The 17293-nt window shown below is 63.3% G+C and carries 13 protein-coding genes; 9 read left to right on the top strand and 4 right to left on the bottom strand.

Annotation, left to right across the window (positions count from 1 at the left end):
• Positions 1-82: 82 nt before the first annotated feature.
• From recQ to BM315_RS02500, 7 genes are all read left to right on the top strand, one after another.
• Complete coding sequence (recQ, locus tag BM315_RS02530) at positions 83-2209, top strand: DNA helicase RecQ (RefSeq protein WP_090497468.1); 2127 nt, start codon at positions 83-85, stop codon at positions 2207-2209.
• A 231-nt stretch (positions 2210-2440) separates the two neighbouring features.
• Entirely contained in the window at positions 2441-2881 is a 441-nt protein-coding gene (locus tag BM315_RS02525; RefSeq protein ID WP_090497466.1) for a MarR family transcriptional regulator, read from the top strand.
• Positions 2881-4284: a DHA2 family efflux MFS transporter permease subunit gene (locus BM315_RS02520; protein WP_090497464.1), complete on the top strand. Its 1404-nt coding sequence runs from the start codon at positions 2881-2883 to the stop codon at positions 4282-4284. The genes BM315_RS02525 and BM315_RS02520 overlap by 1 nt, the downstream gene beginning before the upstream one ends.
• Positions 4285-4651: 367 nt before the next feature.
• Positions 4652-6661, top strand: coding sequence for a motility hub landmark protein FimV (locus BM315_RS02515; protein WP_342029868.1), 2010 nt, complete (start codon positions 4652-4654; stop codon positions 6659-6661).
• Between the two features lie 145 nt (positions 6662-6806).
• Complete coding sequence (locus tag BM315_RS02510) at positions 6807-7088, top strand: Rdx family protein (RefSeq protein ID WP_090497461.1); 282 nt, start codon at positions 6807-6809, stop codon at positions 7086-7088.
• Between the two features lie 178 nt (positions 7089-7266).
• Positions 7267-8430, top strand: coding sequence for an MFS transporter (locus BM315_RS02505; protein ID WP_170862143.1), 1164 nt, complete (start codon positions 7267-7269; stop codon positions 8428-8430).
• A gap of 102 nt (positions 8431-8532) precedes the next feature.
• Positions 8533-8961, top strand: coding sequence for a hypothetical protein (locus BM315_RS02500; protein WP_090497459.1), 429 nt, complete (start codon positions 8533-8535; stop codon positions 8959-8961).
• A 15-nt stretch (positions 8962-8976) separates the two neighbouring features.
• On the opposite strand, the gene dacB is transcribed toward BM315_RS02500, so the two are convergent.
• Positions 8977-10416: a D-alanyl-D-alanine carboxypeptidase/D-alanyl-D-alanine endopeptidase gene (gene dacB / locus BM315_RS02495; RefSeq protein WP_090497457.1), complete on the bottom strand. Its 1440-nt coding sequence runs from the start codon at positions 10414-10416 to the stop codon at positions 8977-8979.
• Between the two features lie 247 nt (positions 10417-10663).
• Here dacB and BM315_RS02490 point away from each other — a divergent pair, with 247 nt between their 5' ends.
• Positions 10664-11008: a YggL family protein gene (locus BM315_RS02490; RefSeq protein ID WP_090497455.1), complete on the top strand. Its 345-nt coding sequence runs from the start codon at positions 10664-10666 to the stop codon at positions 11006-11008.
• A 108-nt stretch (positions 11009-11116) separates the two neighbouring features.
• On the opposite strand, the gene BM315_RS02485 is transcribed toward BM315_RS02490, so the two are convergent.
• From BM315_RS02485 to BM315_RS02475, 3 genes are all read right to left on the bottom strand, one after another.
• On the bottom strand, positions 11117-14068 hold the full coding sequence (locus BM315_RS02485) for an HD domain-containing phosphohydrolase (protein WP_090497453.1): 2952 nt from the start codon (positions 14066-14068) through the stop codon (positions 11117-11119).
• Between the two features lie 133 nt (positions 14069-14201).
• Positions 14202-15266, bottom strand: coding sequence for an FUSC family protein (locus BM315_RS02480; RefSeq protein ID WP_090497451.1), 1065 nt, complete (start codon positions 15264-15266; stop codon positions 14202-14204).
• A gap of 3 nt (positions 15267-15269) precedes the next feature.
• Complete coding sequence (locus tag BM315_RS02475) at positions 15270-16601, bottom strand: deoxyguanosinetriphosphate triphosphohydrolase (RefSeq protein WP_090497449.1); 1332 nt, start codon at positions 16599-16601, stop codon at positions 15270-15272.
• A gap of 303 nt (positions 16602-16904) precedes the next feature.
• Between BM315_RS02475 and BM315_RS02470 the strand changes: the two genes are divergently transcribed.
• Positions 16905-17282, top strand: a complete 378-nt coding sequence (locus BM315_RS02470; protein WP_090497447.1) for a DoxX family protein — start codon at positions 16905-16907, stop codon at positions 17280-17282.
• The last annotated feature ends 11 nt before the right edge of the window (positions 17283-17293 follow it).

Below are 17293 nucleotides of genomic sequence, written 5' to 3'. Positions count from 1 at the left end.
GCGAATGCGCAGCGAAAAACAGATCAAAACTCAGCCCGGCAAGCAGATGGGTATAATGCGCGGCTCGTTTCGGAGACCTTTCATGCTCGACCAGGCACTGCGCATCCTCAAAGACGTTTTCGGTTATGACAGCTTCCGCGGTCGTCAGGGGGCGATCATCGAACGCGTGGCGGGCGGTGGCGATGCCCTGGTGCTGATGCCGACCGGTGGCGGCAAGTCGCTGTGTTTTCAGGTGCCGGCCTTGCTGCGTGAGGGTTTGGCGGTGGTGGTGTCACCCCTGATCGCCTTGATGGACGATCAGGTCGCCACCCTCGACGAACTGGGGGTGGCGGCGGTGGCGCTGAACTCCACCCTGAGTGCCGAACAGCAGCGCGAGATCGCCGAGCGGATCAACCGTGGCGAAATCAAGATGCTCTACCTGGCCCCGGAACGCCTGGTGCAGCCGCGCATGCTGGCGTTCCTTCAGCGTCTGGATATCGCCCTGTTCGCCATCGACGAGGCGCATTGCGTGTCGCAGTGGGGCCATGACTTCCGCCCGGAGTACCTGCAGTTGGGCCAGTTGGCCGAGCTGTTCCCGAATGTGCCGCGCATCGCCCTGACCGCCACGGCGGATATGCGTACCCGTGAAGAGATCGTCCAGCGCCTGCAGTTGCACGACGCCGAGCGCTTCCTCTCCAGTTTCGACCGGCCGAACATCTTTTACCGCATCGTGCCCAAGGATCAGCCGCGCAAGCAGTTGCTGGCCTTTCTCGCCGAGCGCAAGGGCGATGCCGGCATCGTCTACTGCCTGTCACGCAAGAAGGTCGATGAAGTCGCGGCCTTTCTCTCCGAACAGGGCTTTCCGGCGCTGCCTTATCACGCCGGCCTGCCCAGCGACCTGCGCGCCTACCACCAGAAGCGCTTCCTCAACGAGGAAGGTCTGATCATGGTGGCGACCATCGCCTTCGGCATGGGTATCGACAAGCCGAACGTGCGCTTCGTCGCCCACATGGATCTGCCCAAGTCGCTGGAGGCCTATTACCAGGAAACCGGGCGCGCCGGCCGTGATGGCCTGCCAGCCGACGCCTGGATGGCCTATGGCCTGCAGGATGTATTGCTGCTCAAGCAGATGCTCAACAACTCCGAAGGTGACGAACGGCACAAGCGTCTCGAGCAGCACAAGCTCGATGCCATGCTCGCGCTCTGCGAGGAAACCCGCTGCCGGCGGCAGACGCTGTTGGCCTATTTCGACGAGGAAATGCCCAAGCCCTGTGGCCACTGCGACAACTGCATCGATGGCGTGCAGACCTGGGATGCCACCGAGCCGGCGCGCCAGGCGCTGTCGGCGATCTACCGCAGCGGCCAGCGCTATGGCGTCGGCCATCTGGTCGACCTGCTGCTCGGCCGCGACAACGACAAGGTGCGCGGCCCGGGTCATCAGCACCTGTCGGTATTCGGCGTCGGCAAGGCGCTCAGCGAGGGCGAGTGGCGCTCGTTGTTTCGCCAGCTGGTGGCCCGCGGCCTGGCCGATGTCGACCTCGAAGGCTATGGCGGCCTGCGTCTGTCCGACAGCTGCCGGCCCTTGTTGCGCGGCGAAGTGACCCTGCAATTGCGCCGCGATCTGAAACCCCAGCACACGGCGAAAGCCTCCAGCAGCGCTGCCAGCCAGCTGGTTCGCGGCGACGAGCGCGAGCAATGGGAAGCCCTGCGCGCGCTGCGGCGCAAGTTGGCCGAGGAGCATGCGGTGCCGCCCTATGTGATCTTCCCCGACGCCACCCTGCTGGAAATGCTCCGTAGCAAACCCGGCAGCCTGGCCGAAATGGCCCGGGTCAGCGGGGTCGGTGCGCGCAAGCTGGAACGCTATGGCGAGGCCTTCCTCGAAGTGCTGGGTGGCAATGCCGAAGCGCCACGGGTGGTGCTCGATTTGCGCCACGAACTGGTCAGCCTGGCCCGTGCCGGCATGACCCCGCTGCAGATCGCCAGTCAACTCAAGTGCAGCGAGAAGAACGTTTACAGCCTGCTGGCCGAGGCCATCGGCCGTCAGCAGTTATCCCTGGAGCAAGCGCTGGATCTGCCGGAAGATCTGCTCGGCGAAATCCAGGACGCCTTTCTCGATGGCGAAGGCGAGCTGCCGCCGGTGGCTGAAGTCAGCGGCTTGTTCGTCGGGCGGGCCGAGGACGGCGTGCTGTACTGCGTGCGCGCCGCGTTGCAGGCCGAATTCGGCGCCTGAGCGCGCGACTTGGGCGTTTCTGGCTCGCGCTGCGAGCAGATCTTCGGCGGCCTGGGAGGTTGGCGTGCTTCGGGACGAAGGCCGGTGTCTATCGGTGGTCTGTGGTCCTCGTCGAGAGCCCGCGGGTAAAGAAGTGAAATATCGAGAAATCCGAGGGGGCTTGCTCTCGGGGTTGTGGTTATGGTTAGCTGGCTAATAATTAGATTTTGATATTTGAAGAGCCGTTTAGCCATGTCGCAGTCGCAGTTGGATCCACACCGTTTCGCCATGCAATTAGCCCAGTTGTCCCGTTCCTGGCGCGCCGAACTCGATCGTCGCCTGGTCGGGCTTGGACTGTCACAGGCGCGCTGGCTGGTGCTCTTGCACCTGTCGCGCTTTGCAGAACTGCCAACCCAGCGTGAGTTGGCGCAAAGCGTGGGAGTCGAAGGGCCAACCTTGGCCAGGCTGCTCGACAGTCTCGAGGCCCAGGGCCTGGTCAGTAGACAGGCGGTGCCGGAAGATCGCCGTGCCAAGAAAATCTCCCTGAGTCCGCCAGCGCAACCGTTGATCGAAAAGATCGAGGCGATTTCCACCCAGCTGCGTAAAGAACTCTTCGCCGGTATCGACGATGAAGAGCTGCGCCGTTGCCAGCAGGTGCATGCACGGATACTGAGTAACCTGGAAAAGCGCTGATGGGGCAGGACCTGGCGGACTTGCAGGCGCGTTTCGGCGCGCGCTATCCGCGCTGGTTGTTGGGCATCCTGATGATCGGCAGCATGGCCATGGTGCTGGCCTCGACCAGCATCAATGTGGCCCTGCCGGCGATCATGCTGGATTTTTCGATCGGCCGGCCGCAGGCGCAGTGGCTGTCCACCGGTTTCCTCGCGGCCATGACCGCCGGCCTGTTATTGGCCGCCTGGGCGCATTCGCGTTTTGGCGCCAGGCGCACTGCGCAGTTCGGCCTGCTGCTGTTCGTCCTCAGTTCATTGCTGGCACTGGTCGCCCAACAGGCCTGGCAACTTATTGCCCTGCGCATCGTCCAGGGGCTGTGTGCCGGGATCGTCCAGCCATTGGCCATGGTGCTGATCTTTCGCGTATTCGTTGGTGGCGGCCGGGGCATGGCCCTGGGCGTCTATGGCCTGGGGGTGATGGTTGCGCCAACGTTGGGGCCGACCATCGGCGGCTATCTGGTCGACCACTTTGGTTGGGGCGCCGTATTCTGGTTGCCCTTGCCCATGTGCGGCCTGGCACTGCTGGGCGGGCAGTGGTTGTTGCCCAGTCAACGGGAACGAACCACGCCTTTGCTGGATGTATGGGCGTTGGTTTTATTGGGCGTGGGCTTGTTTGCCTTGCTCGGCGCCCTGGCCGAGGCCCAGCGCTTTGCCTGGCTGACGCCACGGGTATGGTTGCCCGCTCTGCTGGGTACGTTGGCATTTATCGGCTTTTTTACCCGCAGCTGGCGTAGTGCCAAGCCGCTGCTGCCGCTGCATTTGTGGCGGCATGCCGGCTTTCGCAATGCCAGCTGGGTGGCCCTGACCCTGGGTATGGGCCTGTATGGCTCGACCTACCTGATTCCGCTGTACCTGCAAACGGTCGAAGGCTACAGCGCCGGCCGCGCCGGCTTGCTGCTGTTGCCGACCGGGGTGCTGATGGGCGCGGCTTCCTTTGTCGGTGGCTGGCTCAGCGACAGGCAGTCGGCGGCCTTGCTGCTGGTCAGCGGGTTGCTGATCTTCGCCTTGTCTGCCGCAGGTTTCGGCTGGCTCGAGCAGGGCAGCTCGTTCGCCGTGCTGTGCTTCTGGGCCTGTGTCGGGCGGGTCGGGCTCGGGCTGCTGTTGCCGGCGCTGAGCACTGGATCGCTGGACATCCTCAGTGCGCAGGAACTCGCTCTGGGCGCCGGCGCCATTACCTTCGTTCGCCAGTTGGGTGGAGCGTTTGGCGTCAATTTGCTGACCTTTTTTCTCGAGTGGCGCCACGGCCGTGAAGGCGGCGATCTGGCGGCCGAGGCCGTGGCCTTCCAGCAGAGTTTCTGGCTGATGGCGGCAGTCTTTGCCCTGACGGTGCTGGCGGCTTGGCACGTGCGTTCGACAGGGCGCTGACGACCCCTATTCAGCCAGTAGGGGGGAAAGGTCATTTTATTGACTGCTGCCCGTTGCTTTTGAGTATGATGGCCACCTGCCTTATCGCTGCGCCTGCACTAACAGATCGTCTGTTACAGCATGCAGGCTGGTAAATCATGGCCATACTCACTCATTAGCCGGGTTCTACACGGAATGTTTCCCCGACGTAAGAATTTGCTGCACCCACTGTTTTCACCACTGATGGAGACGCACGCCAAGGCGTGGGGTGGTGTGACGACTCGGGAGCGGAGTCAGCGGGAGAGTTCATATGTCTCGGGTCCGGCAATTGTTGTTCGGTCTTGCTTCAAGCTCGGCATTCTATTCTGGCGTAGTACCGGCCCTTGGGTTGGGCGAAATCACTCTGCATTCGGCGCTGAATCAGCCGCTGGAGGCTGAAATCGAATTGTTGCAAGTCGCCGATCTGACCAGCAGTGATCTGTTGGTGCGGCTTGCGTCTGCCGAGGTATTCAGCCGCTCTGGCGTCGACCGCTTGTTCTTTCTCAACGATCTGCGCTTCACCCCTATGTTGCGAGGCGGCAACAGCGTGATCCGTGTGGTGTCGAGCCAGCCGGTGCGTGAGCCCTATTTGAACTTCATCGTCGAAGTGGCGCGGCCCAATGGCCAGCTGCTGCGTGAATACACGCTGCTCCTCGATCCGCCCGGCTCATCGGCCTACCGTAGCGTCGCCGCCGTACCAGAGGTGCGGGCGGCGGCCGAGCGCCCGCCGGCTTCGGCAACGCCCGCCGCGCCGCGCGTCATGCCGGTAGCCGAAGCGGGGGCGCGTTACCGGGTCGTCAGTGGCGACAGCCTGTGGAAGATCGCCGCAGGCTTGCGCACTGCCGGTAGCCAGGCATCGCAGCAGGCGCTGATGGGCGATATCCATGCGCTCAATCCGCAGGCATTCAGCGGTGGCGATATCGACAGCCTGCGGGCCGGGGTCGACCTGCTGCTACCGGATTCGGCCAGGGCGGAGGGCGTACCGATCGCCCTCGCCGATACTGCTGCGGCCGCCAGTGTGCAGCCTCTGGCGCCCGGTGAGCCGCCAGTCGATTCGCAGGCCGAACAAATGGCGCAAATGCAGCGGCGCCTGGATCAGGAGTTGCTCAGCCAGGCCGAGGAAAATCTCAAGCTGCAACAGAGCATCACCGATCTGCAGGTGCAATTGCAGCAACTGCAGGCGCAGGTGGGCGACAAGGATCGGCAGTTGGTTGAATTACAGGCCCGGTTGGTGGAACGTCCTGCACTCGCGCAATCGTCTCCGACGCCTGCCGTGGCAGAACCGCCGATGGTTGAGCCGAGCGAGTCGAACGAGTCGAACGAGGCGTCGAGCCGCAACTGGTTGAGCGCCGGCGTGGCCGCGCTGGTCTTGCTGCTGGTCGGCCTGCTCGGACTGTTCTGGCGCAACCGCCGCCCGCTTGCACCGGAGAATCAACAGGCTCAGCCGGTAGCCGAACCTGTAGCTGCGGTGCCTGTGCCCGAGCCCGAGCCCGAGCCCGTTGCGCTGCCGCTGCGCAGCGCTCCCGTGGTGGCTCAAGCACCGCTAGCTGTAACCAGCCCAGCCGACGCCTTGGAGGGCGCGAATATCTACATCGCCTATGGCCGCTTCGGCGAGGCCGCGGTCATCCTGCGCAAGGCGCTGGAAGCTCAGCCGGAGCGCAGCGATATTCGCTTTCGCCTGCTGGAAGTGTTGGCCCAGCAGGGCAATGCTCGGGCCTTTGCCGAGGAGGAAGCAAGGTTGCGCAGTTCCGGTTTCACTGCGGCACGTATCGATCAGCTCAAGGCGCGCCATCCCGGTTTGCTCGATGCGCCCATGGCCGCCGACACCCTGGACGATACCGCGCTGGTGCTGGATGAAGCGCAGTTGCAAGCGCCCGTGGCAGCAGATGAGGCGCAGGGCGATGATTTCCAGCTCAATCTGGATGACTTGCCACTGGATGCGGACTGGGATCTGGTCAGCCCGTTTCCAACCAGCATGCGTAAGAAGAATGCGGTCTCGGCGCCGGAGTATTCTGCGCGTGACGACGTGCCGCAGGCATTTGAGGCGGCGGGCCATCGCGATGCGCGCAGTCCCTTCGCCCAGTCGATGCTGGTCGAAGAGGCATCGGCAGACGACTGGTTGCAGGACGATCTGGCCGAGGGCTTCCTCGATCAACCCCTTGCCGATGACGGCGAGCTGATGGAGAACCTCGATCAGTTGGCCGGGAGCCGCGATAACCTGGCCAAACTCAACCTGGCGCTGGCCTACATCGACCAGGGTAGCCTGGAAAGTGCGTGCGATATTCTCAATGAAGTCATCAACGATGGTGATGACGAGCAGAAACAGGAAGCTCGCGAGCTGTTGGCGAAAATTGCCTGAAGACCCGGTTCAGGCCCGTTACTAGCCAGTCGGTTTTTCATCTGAAAGACCCGCTGAGCCGTACAAGGCAAGCGAATATTCTTACCTCGCAGCCCGGATTGTCGGGTGGGGCTATCATGGTTTTTTCGTGAAGGCAGAGTTGTGTATGTCCAGCGGCAAAGTTGAAGTGGTCATCACCTATTGCACTCAGTGCCAGTGGTTGTTGCGTGCTGCCTGGCTGGCTCAGGAGCTGTTGTCGACCTTCGCCGATGATCTCGGCAAGGTCAGTCTGGAGCCTGGCAGCGGCGGGGTGTTTCGCGTGACCTGTGACGGCGTGCAGATATGGGAACGCAAGGCCGACGGTGGTTTTCCCGAAGCCAAGGTGCTCAAGCAGCGCTTGCGCGACTTGATCGATCCGGCGCGTGATCTTGGCCACAACGATCGTTGAGCGTGTGCGCGGCAGCGCTTGGTGCGGGGTTGATCGGCATGCCGGTTGTGCCCTGGCCGATTGATCGTTCGGTCAACTTTGCTGTTGTCGCGCTTGCTCTTGGGGCGCCCCGGCGCTAGGGTTGCCAGCCCTGTAGAGCAGTTGTCAGGATGTTGGATTTTTTAGTGGAAACCTCGAATTGAACGCGCCGTCCAGAGCCCTGCTATTGCTGGCGCTGGTGGTGGCGGCGATCAATCTGCGCCCCGGCATTACTTCTCTGGCGCCGCTGATCGAGCGGATTGCCGATGAGCTGGCATTGAGCCGGAGCCTGATCAGCCTGACCACGGCCTTGCCGGTGCTGTGCATGGGGTTGCTGGCGCCTTTCGCGCCGCGTTTGGCGTTGCGGGTGGGGTTGGAGCGTACCGTTGCCTTGTGCATGGGGGTGATATCCGCCGCCTTGCTGATGCGCCTGGCCGCTCAGTCCAGTGTGGTGCTGATTGCCAGTGCGGTGCTGCTCGGTGCCGCCATTGCTATTGCCGGGCCCTTGCTGTCTGGCTTTATCAAGCGCCACTTCGCTGGGCAGATGGGCACAGTGGTCGGCTGGTATTCCCTGAGCATGGCTATTGGCGGCGCCGCTGGTGCTGTGCTGACGGCGCCCGCCGCGCAACTGTTCGGCGACAGTTGGCCGCAGGGGCTGGCGGTTTGGGCCTTGCCCGCGGTGTTGGGGTTGCTGTTGTGGTTGTGTCTGCCCAGTCGGGCCGAGTCTGCGGGTGCCGCCGAAGCCGGCAGCGGTTTGCCATGGAAGCAGCCGCGGGCCTGGATGATCAGCTGCTTTTTCGCGATTCAGGCCGGGCTGTTCTATGCCCTGGCAACCTGGGCGGTGGCGCGTTACCACGAGGCAGGCTTGACCCTGCTGCACAGTAATGCGCTGTTCAGTATCTCGATGCTGATGGGCATGCCCAGTGCGTTCCTGCTGCCCTGGTTGGCCCAGCGTTTCAATCGCTATGCCTTGTTGGTCGCCTGCGGCCTGGTGGCGTCCGTCAGCCTGGCGATGATCACCTTGGTGCCGACCTTCGCGCCGGAATTCTGGGCGGTCACCATCGGCTTCGGTCTCGGCGGCTCATTCGCCTTGTCCCTGGTGCTGCCGTTGTACGAGGCGGGCTCGCCGCTGGCGGTCAGTCGCTGGACCGCGATGATGCTCTGCATGGGCTACTGCATGGCGTGCCTGACGCCGGTGCTGACCGGGCTGGCGCGCGATCTTGCCGGCCACTATCAGTTGCCGTTCATGGTGCTGACCAGCCTGGCGCTGCTGATGACGGCGCTGGCCTGGGTCATGCGCAACGGCCCGCGGCATTCCTCTTGATGGGGGGCTGATGATTGGCAAAATGACCAAGTTCCCCAGCAGTTCCTTTCTTGCCGCGCGGCGCTGTGATAGAAGGCAGCCTTGATTTGCTGGAGTGCCCGCGTGGAGCCCGAATCCATCGTTTATGGCTGCATTCGCGACTGGCCATCCGACAGCCCGGCGCAGAGTCGTCTGCGCCGTCAGGTCAACCACCAGGTGCTGGGCGAGTTGCCGGCTGGCGAAGCCTGGCCATTTCTCGGGCGCGAGATGTTCGCCTTTTGCCGACAGCCCGGAGAAGGCCTGTACCAGACCCAGGTGATTCACTTCGGCGCCAGTTACCGCGCAGTGGAGTATGAGTGGAGCCTGTGGCTCGAGCAGTTCGAGACGCTGCTCAAGCGCCTGTATTGGAGCAGTGCCGTGGTCCATCTGGAAACCGAGCTGAGCGGCACCCACACCTTTCGCTGGGAGTCGGACAACGGTTGTCACAGCCCCCAGGACGGCGATTTGCGGGTGCGCTGCGCCTGGGAGCGCGAAGGCGGCGTGCGCGGCTGAATGCTGGACAGGCGTTCAGGGTTTGGGTTGGCGATACAGATCGATCAGGATCTGGTCGAGAATCGATGATGCGCCCCAAGGCCGCGGGTCATTGAGAATCGCCACCACCGCCCAGCTGTTGCCATTGCTGTCGCGACTGTAACCGGCGATGGCGCGGACATTGTTCAGGGTGCCGGTCTTGATATGCGCCTCGCCGACAAGCGCTGTGCGCTGCAGGCGCTTGCGCATGGTGCCGTCCATGGCCACCAGCGGCATGGAACTGATGAATTCGGCGGCATAGGGGCTTTTCCAGGCGGCCTGCAGCAGTTGCGCCAATTCACGCGCGCTGACCCGTTCGTCACGCGACAGGCCGGAACCATTCTCGATCACCAGGTGCGGTGCGGTGATACCCTTGCGCGCCAGCCAACCACGGATCACCCGCTGCGCGGCCTTGGCATCGTCGCCGTCGCTCTCGTTGCGAAATTGCGCGCCGAGGCTCAGAAACAGCTGACGGGCCATGGTGTTGTTACTGTATTTGTTGATGTCGCGGATGATCTCCACCAGGTCGGGGGAGAAGGCACGAGCGAGCAGGCGGGCATTTTTCGGCACGTCGGCGAGGCGATCCTGGCCGAGGATCTTGCCGCCCAGTTCCTGCCAGATGGCCCGCACGGTGCCGGCCGCATAGCCGGGATGGTCGAGCAGGGACAGGTAGGTCTGGGCGCTGCAACCCTCTGCCAGCTTGCCGCTGACGATCACGGTGGTGCCATCGAACTGTTTCACCGGGTTGTAGCGCACATCCGGCCAGCCTGGGCATTTGCCGGCAGGCAAGGCCTTGACCCGATTGTCGATGCGAATCTCGGCAATCGGCGGTTCGGCCGCGATGTGCACCTTGCCGTCGTCGTTGCGCGCGACGAAACGCAGCGCCTTGAGGTTGACCAGCAAGGCGTCGGGGCTGACCAGATAAGGCTTGTTGGTGTCGCCGCCGTCATCGTTGAAGGTCGGTAGCGTGGGCTGGTTGAAGTGGCTGCGGTCGAGTACCAGGTCGCCGCTTATCTGCTGCACGCCGTTGGTGCGCAGGTCGCGCAGTAGCAGCCAGAGCCGCTCCATGTTCAGCTTGGGGTCGCCGCCGCCTTTGAGAAACAGATTGCCGTGCAGCACGCCGTCTTGCAGCTGGCCGTCGGTGTAGAACTCGGTTTTCCACTGGTGCGTCGGGCCGAGCAGCTCCAGGGCGGCAAAGGTGGTCACCAGCTTCATGGTCGAGGCCGGATTGACCGACACGTCGGCATTGAAGAAGGTGCTGGTGCCCGGGCCGGTAAGCGGCAGGGTGACCACCGACAAGGATTGGCTGCTGATCTTGCTGGCTTTCAGCGATTGCTGGACCTTGACCGGCAGGCTGCTGTTGACGGCGGCATGCAAGGGCAGGGCGAGCGGCAGGAGCAAACCGGCAATGGCCAGATTGCGCAAGGTCTTGATCATGGGCGGATACCCTTCAGGCGAGAGGTGGAGCTGGCGCGAGGCATGTACGGCTGATCCCGTCGAGGTTTTGTGAATTGCCGCACATTATGCATCAGGGACGTCATGCCTGCGTCGCCCGGCGACCGGTGTAGGGATGCAATCAGCGACTTTATTTGCGCGGCGTCTGTCGCCTGGCTGGCAGAGAGGCGGGCAATTCGTACGGCAAGCTGCTAAAGTGCCGCGCGTTATCACTTTTGAGGATTGTTCCATGGCTACTAACCGTTCCCGCCGTCTGCGCAAAAAACTCTGCGTGGATGAATTCCAGGAGCTGGGTTTTGAGCTGAACCTGAACTTCAAAGACGATCTGGCCGAAGAGGCCATTGACGCCTTCCTCGAGCAGTTCCTGCGTGACGCCATGACCGCCAACGGTCTTGGTTATGTCGGTGGCGATGACTATGGTCTGGTATGTCTGGCCAAGCGTGGCTCGGTCAGCGAAGAGCAGCGTGCCCAGGTCGAAGCCTGGTTGAAAGGTCGTGATGAGCTGGTCGACATTACCGTCAGCCCGCTGATGGACGTCTGGTATCCGGACAGCGCTATCAATACGCCTGCCTGATGTCTGCCGGCCGGGCATGTTGCATGCCCGGCCGTTGCTTTGCGCTTGTACCCCCCCCCCCCGCGGTTTCGCTGCAACCTCCCTTCGTAATCTCCACAGCCCTGCCTGCTAGCCAGCCAGCCCGGCTCTCGTCAGCACGGCGTGCTCGTCTACCTCATCGATCTGCTGCGCTTGCATGAAGCGTTCGGCGTAGTGCCGATAGATTTTTGTACGCACGAACAAGCCAAACAGTTGCGGGTCGATGTGCGCGTTTTTGCACATGTCGGCCATGATGTGTAGCGACTCCGAGAGCAGCTTGCCCTTCTTGTAGGGCCGATCCACCGCGGTCAATGCCTCGAAAATATCGGCGATTGCCATCATGCGTGCCGGCAGGCTCATTTGCTCGCGGCGCAGGCGTTTCGGGTAGCCGCTGCCATCCATTTTTTCGTGATGACCGCCGGCGATCTCCGCGACGTTGCGCAAGTGGGGCGGGAAGGGCAGGTGCTCGAGCATGCGGATGGTCTGCACGATGTGGTGGTTGATGATGTAGCGTTCCTCGCCCGTCAGGGTGCCGCGGCCGATGCTCAGGTTGTACAACTCGCCACGGTTGAATTTGTGTTCGGGAACCTCGAGCTTGAAGCCCCAGGGGTTGTCGGGCGGGATGATTTCCGCGGCAGGGCGCTCGATCAGATGCTCGGGCTTGTCGGCCAGCAACGGCTCCTCGACTGGCAGGCTCGGTGCTGGCCGCCGTTCATGGCGTTTGGCTTCTTCCCAGGACAGGCCGAGGCGATCGTCGAGGGTACGGGTCCAGGTGCGCTTGGCGATCTGTTGCAGGCGCGCCAGATCCGTGTCAGCCATGGTTTCGCCGCCCAGGTTGCTGCGCGCGACGAAGGCGAACTCCTCGTCCAGGGTGGCTAGCATTTCATCGCGCAGGGCGGCCAACTGCGCCAGATCGCCAGCCTGCGCACAGCCTTGCCAGTAGGCGATCCAGGCGTCGCGCTTGAGTACTTCGAAACGCATGCGCACCTCATGGATGCGGTCGTAGAGCGTCTCCAGCTTGGTCGCCTTGTCCACCACGTATTCGGGGGTGGTGACCTTGCCACAATCGTGCAGCCAGGCAGCGATATGCAACGCCTCCCATTCCTCGGCGCTGGGTCGATAGTCGCGAAAGGCCGCTTCGTCGCTGTCCGCCGCTGCGCGGGCAAGCATCAGGGTGATCTCCGGCACGCGCTGGCAGTGGCCGCCGGTATAGGGGCTCTTGGCGTCGATGGCGCCGGCAATAAGTTGGATAAAGGCATTGAGCAGCTGTTTCTGTCGTTCCAGCAGGCGCTGGCTTTCGATGCACAGCGCAGCGACGCCGGAAACCGCCTCGACGAATGCCACGCGCTCTGGGCTCTGCATGGCCAGATCGGATGGCTCGCCTCGGTCGCAGTGCAACAGCACCAGCACCCCGAGGGTATCGCCCTGGCGGTTGTGCAGGCCGGTGGAAACCAGGTGTGCGCGCGGACTGTCGAGGGTTTGCAGCAGACTCCGGTAGTCGCCGGCCTGGTCGAAGCCGATCGAGCTGACCGTGCTGGCGCCGCCGCTGGCCGGTTGTTGCAGCCACGCGGGCAGTTCGCCGGTGACCTTGTCGTAGCCGGGTATGGCGTGCTTGCCGAGGCTGTGCTGGGTGCCGCCGAGAAACAGGCCATGAGGCTCCAGGCGTCCGTTGTCGGCGTCGATCAGGTAGATCAGGCCGCCATGGGCCGCACTGATGGCCACGGTTTCTTCCAGCACGCGCTTGAGCAGGGTATCGAAACGGGTTTCGGCGGAGAGGCTGGCGGCGATGTCGAGGAAACTGGAAATGGTCTCCTTCATTCGCGCCATGGACTCGGCCAGTTGATCCACTTCCAGTACCGGCGAGCGCCCGCTGGCGGGGTAGTCGAAGTCGAAGCGACGGATCGCCTCGGCCTCCAGCACCAGCGCCTTGAGCGGCCTGGCCACGAGGCGCGAGGTCAGCCAGCCCAGTGGCAGACACAGCAGCAGGGTGGTCAGGGTGACCAGCGCGCCTTGCCAGCGGATGCGGTAGGCGTCGGCCAGCAGTTCGTCTTCCGGCACCAGGAGCGCCAGGTGCAGGCCTTGCGGTCCACCTTCCTGCAGCTGGCTGCGCGATATTACCCAGCGCTGCTTGCCCAGCTCCATCACGTCCTGTCGCTGGTCATCCAGGCCATCGGCGAGCAGGGCCGCGAGTGCGGGGCTGAGGTCGCGTGCCGGAGTCAGATGTGGTGCGCCGTTATGCATCATCACCAGGCGCGTGCTGTCGGGGTAGGCCACGGCGTTGCCACTGGCGTCAAACAGGATGACTTCGCTGTTGGCTGTGACCTGGTGCTGGGCCAGGGTTGCGGAGAGGTCGGCCAGGGTCAGGTCGGCGGCCAGCACCGTGGTCTGCCCTGCGCGCCTGGCCAGAGTGGTGCCGACTTCCTGGGTGGAGAAGAACACATAAGGTGCGGTGGTGATCTGGCCGCTGTCGGCGCGGGCGCTCTGGTACCAGCTGCGGCTGCGCGGATCGAAGTCCTCCCGCGGGCGCCGACGTTGCTCGATCAGGTTCAGCGAATCGTCGAAGAACAGGTAATTGGCTTCGACAGCGGTTGCGCTGCGCTCGATCGACCAGACCTGATAGGCCGCCTCGTCGGGGGCGTCGAGCAGCTGCTTGACGGCATCGCTGCGCAGCGGCCGCACCATGAAGAAATCGCCGTCGGCATAACCGAGGTACAGCGAGGCCAGTTTGGGATTGTCGCGCAGAGCCTGAGCCAAGGGTTCGAGCAGCGCCAGGCGTCCCTGCAGATCGTTCGCCTGGGTGGTGCTGTCCAACACCAGCAGGCTGAGCAAGTGGCGGATCGGTTGGTAGGTGTGGAGGAGGTCCTTCTGCACATCCTGCTGGATGCGCTCGAACAGCTTGGCGCTGCTGGAAACTATGATCTGGGAGTTCTGTCGGTAGTTGAACAGCCCCAGCACCACGCCGGTCAGCAACAACAGCAAGGTGAATAGAACGCTGATATGGACGTGCAGGGGAAAGCGACGGTCGCGGGGCCTACTGGGCATAGCGCGTCTCTCCGTGAAGTGCGCTGCGGACCCAGCAAGCATAGTGAAGGGGCTGCAGGCTTGCCGACTAAAAGCGATTATTCATAAGAATATTTCTACTTAGAGCGACTGTGCGTATATGCGTCGGCTCGATTCAAGGGGTCTGGTGAGGCGTGGCAATGCGTTTTGCTCGTTTTCCCAGCAACTGGCGCAGGCCATGCACCAGTAGGGCGACGGCCAGTGCCAGCACCACGCCGAACAGGGCGTTGAGCAAGCGCACCTGGGCAAGGTGCCAGTCCTGTGCGAGGCTCTCGGCGAGCAGCACGAAGCAGACGCTGGTTTGCAGCACGAACAAACCGTAGTGGTTGGCTTGCAGCGCGCGGCTAAGGGCGATCAGGGGCAGCAAGGTGGCGACCATCAGCGGCGGATCCTGCAGGCTGTGCCCGAGCAAAATCAATAACCCGGCAGCAGCCAGGCTGGCCAGGCTCGACTGCAGGGCGCGCACCAGGCTGCCCTGGAATTCCAACTGCAGGGTGGTCGCCACGGTCAGGGTCAACCAGTAGCCGCGCTCCAGGCCGGCCAGGTTGACGACCATGCCGGCAAGCGAGAAGGCCAGGGTGCAAGTCAGTGCATGCAGGCGCCACTGCTGCCGCGGCAGGCGCTTGGCGTGGCGTTTGAGCACTTTGAGCAGGCTGACGAAGCGTGGCATGTACGGCCACATGCGCAGGCCATGCATGCCGCGCAGGCCGAACGCCAGGAGCATCACCCAGAGACCGCCGAGGATGAACAGCATGGCGATGGCGAAGGGGTTATTCAGATTGCCGAGACCTTGCTGGCCTTGACCCAGGCACAGACAGACGGCCAAACCGATGCCCAGTTTGCCCGCCTCGCTACCGAAGCGTTGCAGCCAGGCGAGCAGGAAGCCGAAGGTGCCGAACAGGCCCAAGCTGATCAGCGGATCGTTGGCCGCCCAGAACCCCAGGCCGGCGCTGCAGGCGCCGAGGCCGATGAGCATCAACATGCGCAGCATGCCCAGGCGGTGCAGGGGGTTGGCCTGGGCGGCCTGAAAGGCGCCGACCGAGGCCCAGAGAAACCCCGGGTGGGCACTGAACAGGCCCAGCAGCAAGGGCAGGGCGCAGCCGAAGCCGGCGACCATGGCTGGCCCCCAGGCCGGCGGTCCGGCATGCCAGCTGAAGGTTTTCTGCACAACGCTTTTCATGGATTACACCGGGCTTGAACGTCCCGTCATTTCTCGGGCCATTTCAGTAGCGTAGCTGTCGGTCATGCCGGCGATAAAGTCGATCATGCGCAGAAAGGATCTGTACAGCGGCCAGTTCGGATCGGGCGCGTTATTGCCGAGCAGGTCGAGAATGCGCCGGTTCTTGAATGATGGCGTGCGCCCACCATGCTGCTCCAGCGCGGCGCCACAGAAGGCGTTGAGGAGTATTTCCAGGGTGGTGTAGGCGCCGATCTCGTGCAGGGTCTTGCGCTTGTCCTGGAAGATCTTCTCCCGCGCCATGGCCTTGGCGCTTTGCACGCAGTGCTTGGCTGGACCGTGCATGTGCTCGACCAGGTCGCCCGGCAAGGTACCGGCCAGCAGTGCGCCCTGTTGCTCGACGAAGGCGTGGGCGGCGGCGTTGGTCAGGTGTTCGATGGCCTTGCCGCGCAGGATCGCCAGCTTGCGCCGCTTGGAGTCCAGCGGGCCGAGCTGGCGGTAGGTTTCCGGCAGGTCGTCGCCGACCAGGTCGAGCAGCAGCGCCTCGACTTCGCTGTAATCGAGCAGCTCCATTTCCAGACCGTCTTCCAGGTCGATCAGGCCGTAGCAGATGTCGTCTGCCGCCTCCATCAGATAGACCAGCGGGTGGCGCGCCCAGCGCTGTTCCTCCAGTTGCGGCAGGCCGAGCTTGTGGGCGATCTGCTCGAGCAGCGGCAGTTCGCTCTGGTAGCAGCCGAACTTGTGTTTCTTGTAGCCGAGCGCCTCGGCGTGACGCGCGGTCCAGGGGTATTTCAGGTAGGTGCCGAGGGTCGCGTAGGTCAGCCGTGTGCCGCCGTCGAACTGGTGGTATTCCAGTTGGGTGAGCACGCGAAAGCCCTGGGCGTTGCCTTCGAAACTGAGAAAGTCGCTGCGCTCGGCCTCGCTCATGGCATCCAGCCAGCCACGCCCGGCGGCCTGCTGGAACCAGTGACGAATCGCATCCTCGCCGGAATGGCCGAACGGCGGGTTGCCGATGTCATGGGCCAGGCACGCCGACTGCACGACCATGCCCAGGTCGCTCGGCCCGCACCAGTCGGGCAGCTCCGTGCGAATCATCTCGCCCACGCGCATGCCCAGCGAGCGGCCGACGCAGCTGACTTCCAGCGAATGGGTCAGGCGTGTGTGGATATGGTCGTTGCTCGACACCGGGTGCACCTGGGTCTTGCGCCCCAGGCGGCGAAAGGCGCCGGAGAAGATGATCCGGTCATGGTCTTTGTGAAACGGGCTGCGGCCCAGTTCGTCGGCGCTGTGCGTTGGCTTGCCGAGGCGTTCGCGGTTGAGCAGTGCTTGCCAGTCCAAGGCCGGTCCTCGCCATTCAGTGGCAGATGGCCCCTAGCTTCGGGGTTCGTGCGGTTGTCTGCAAGTCCAAACTCGGCGGCAGGTGGGCAACGCCTGGGGCATTGGCACGATTCATGTGCGGCTGGCGGGCCGGGTATAGCGTTGCTAAGGTCAAACCAGGGTGCGCAGGGAATCTTGGAGTCGGTTGCACCCCTACTCTATGAATGGAACCACCAACGCAGTTCGGTGGCCTCGATGTCAGATGCTGGATGAAGCGGTTTCCGCTTCACTGAATGAAGCGGTTTCCGCTTTAGAGGTGGGTGTATGAACAATGCAATCGTCTTGCTCGCCCGGTTGTTTCTCGCGCATATTTTCCTGCTCGCCGGCTTCGGCAAGATCACCGGCTACGCCGGCACGCAGGGTTATATGGAAAGCATGGGCGTACCCGGTGCGCTGCTGCCGTTGGTGATCGTCCTGGAGGTCGGCGGCGGCCTGGCGCTGATCTTCGGTTTTCTCACCCGTTGGGCGGCGCTGGCGCTAGCCGTGTTCTGCGTGGCGGCGGCGGTGATCTTTCATCGCAACTTCGACGAACAGATGCAGATGATCCTGTTCATGAAGAACTTCGCCATGGCCGGCGGTTTTCTGCTGCTCTACGTGCAGGGCCCAGGCGCCTTCAGTATCGACGCCTGGCGCGGCAAATAAGGCGCCTGGGC

The organism is Pseudomonas borbori, from assembly GCF_900115555.1.
GTDB lineage: Bacteria > Pseudomonadota > Gammaproteobacteria > Pseudomonadales > Pseudomonadaceae > Aquipseudomonas > Aquipseudomonas borbori.
Note: the sequence above shows the minus strand (reverse complement) of the source record. Positions and strands in the feature narration are given on the sequence as shown.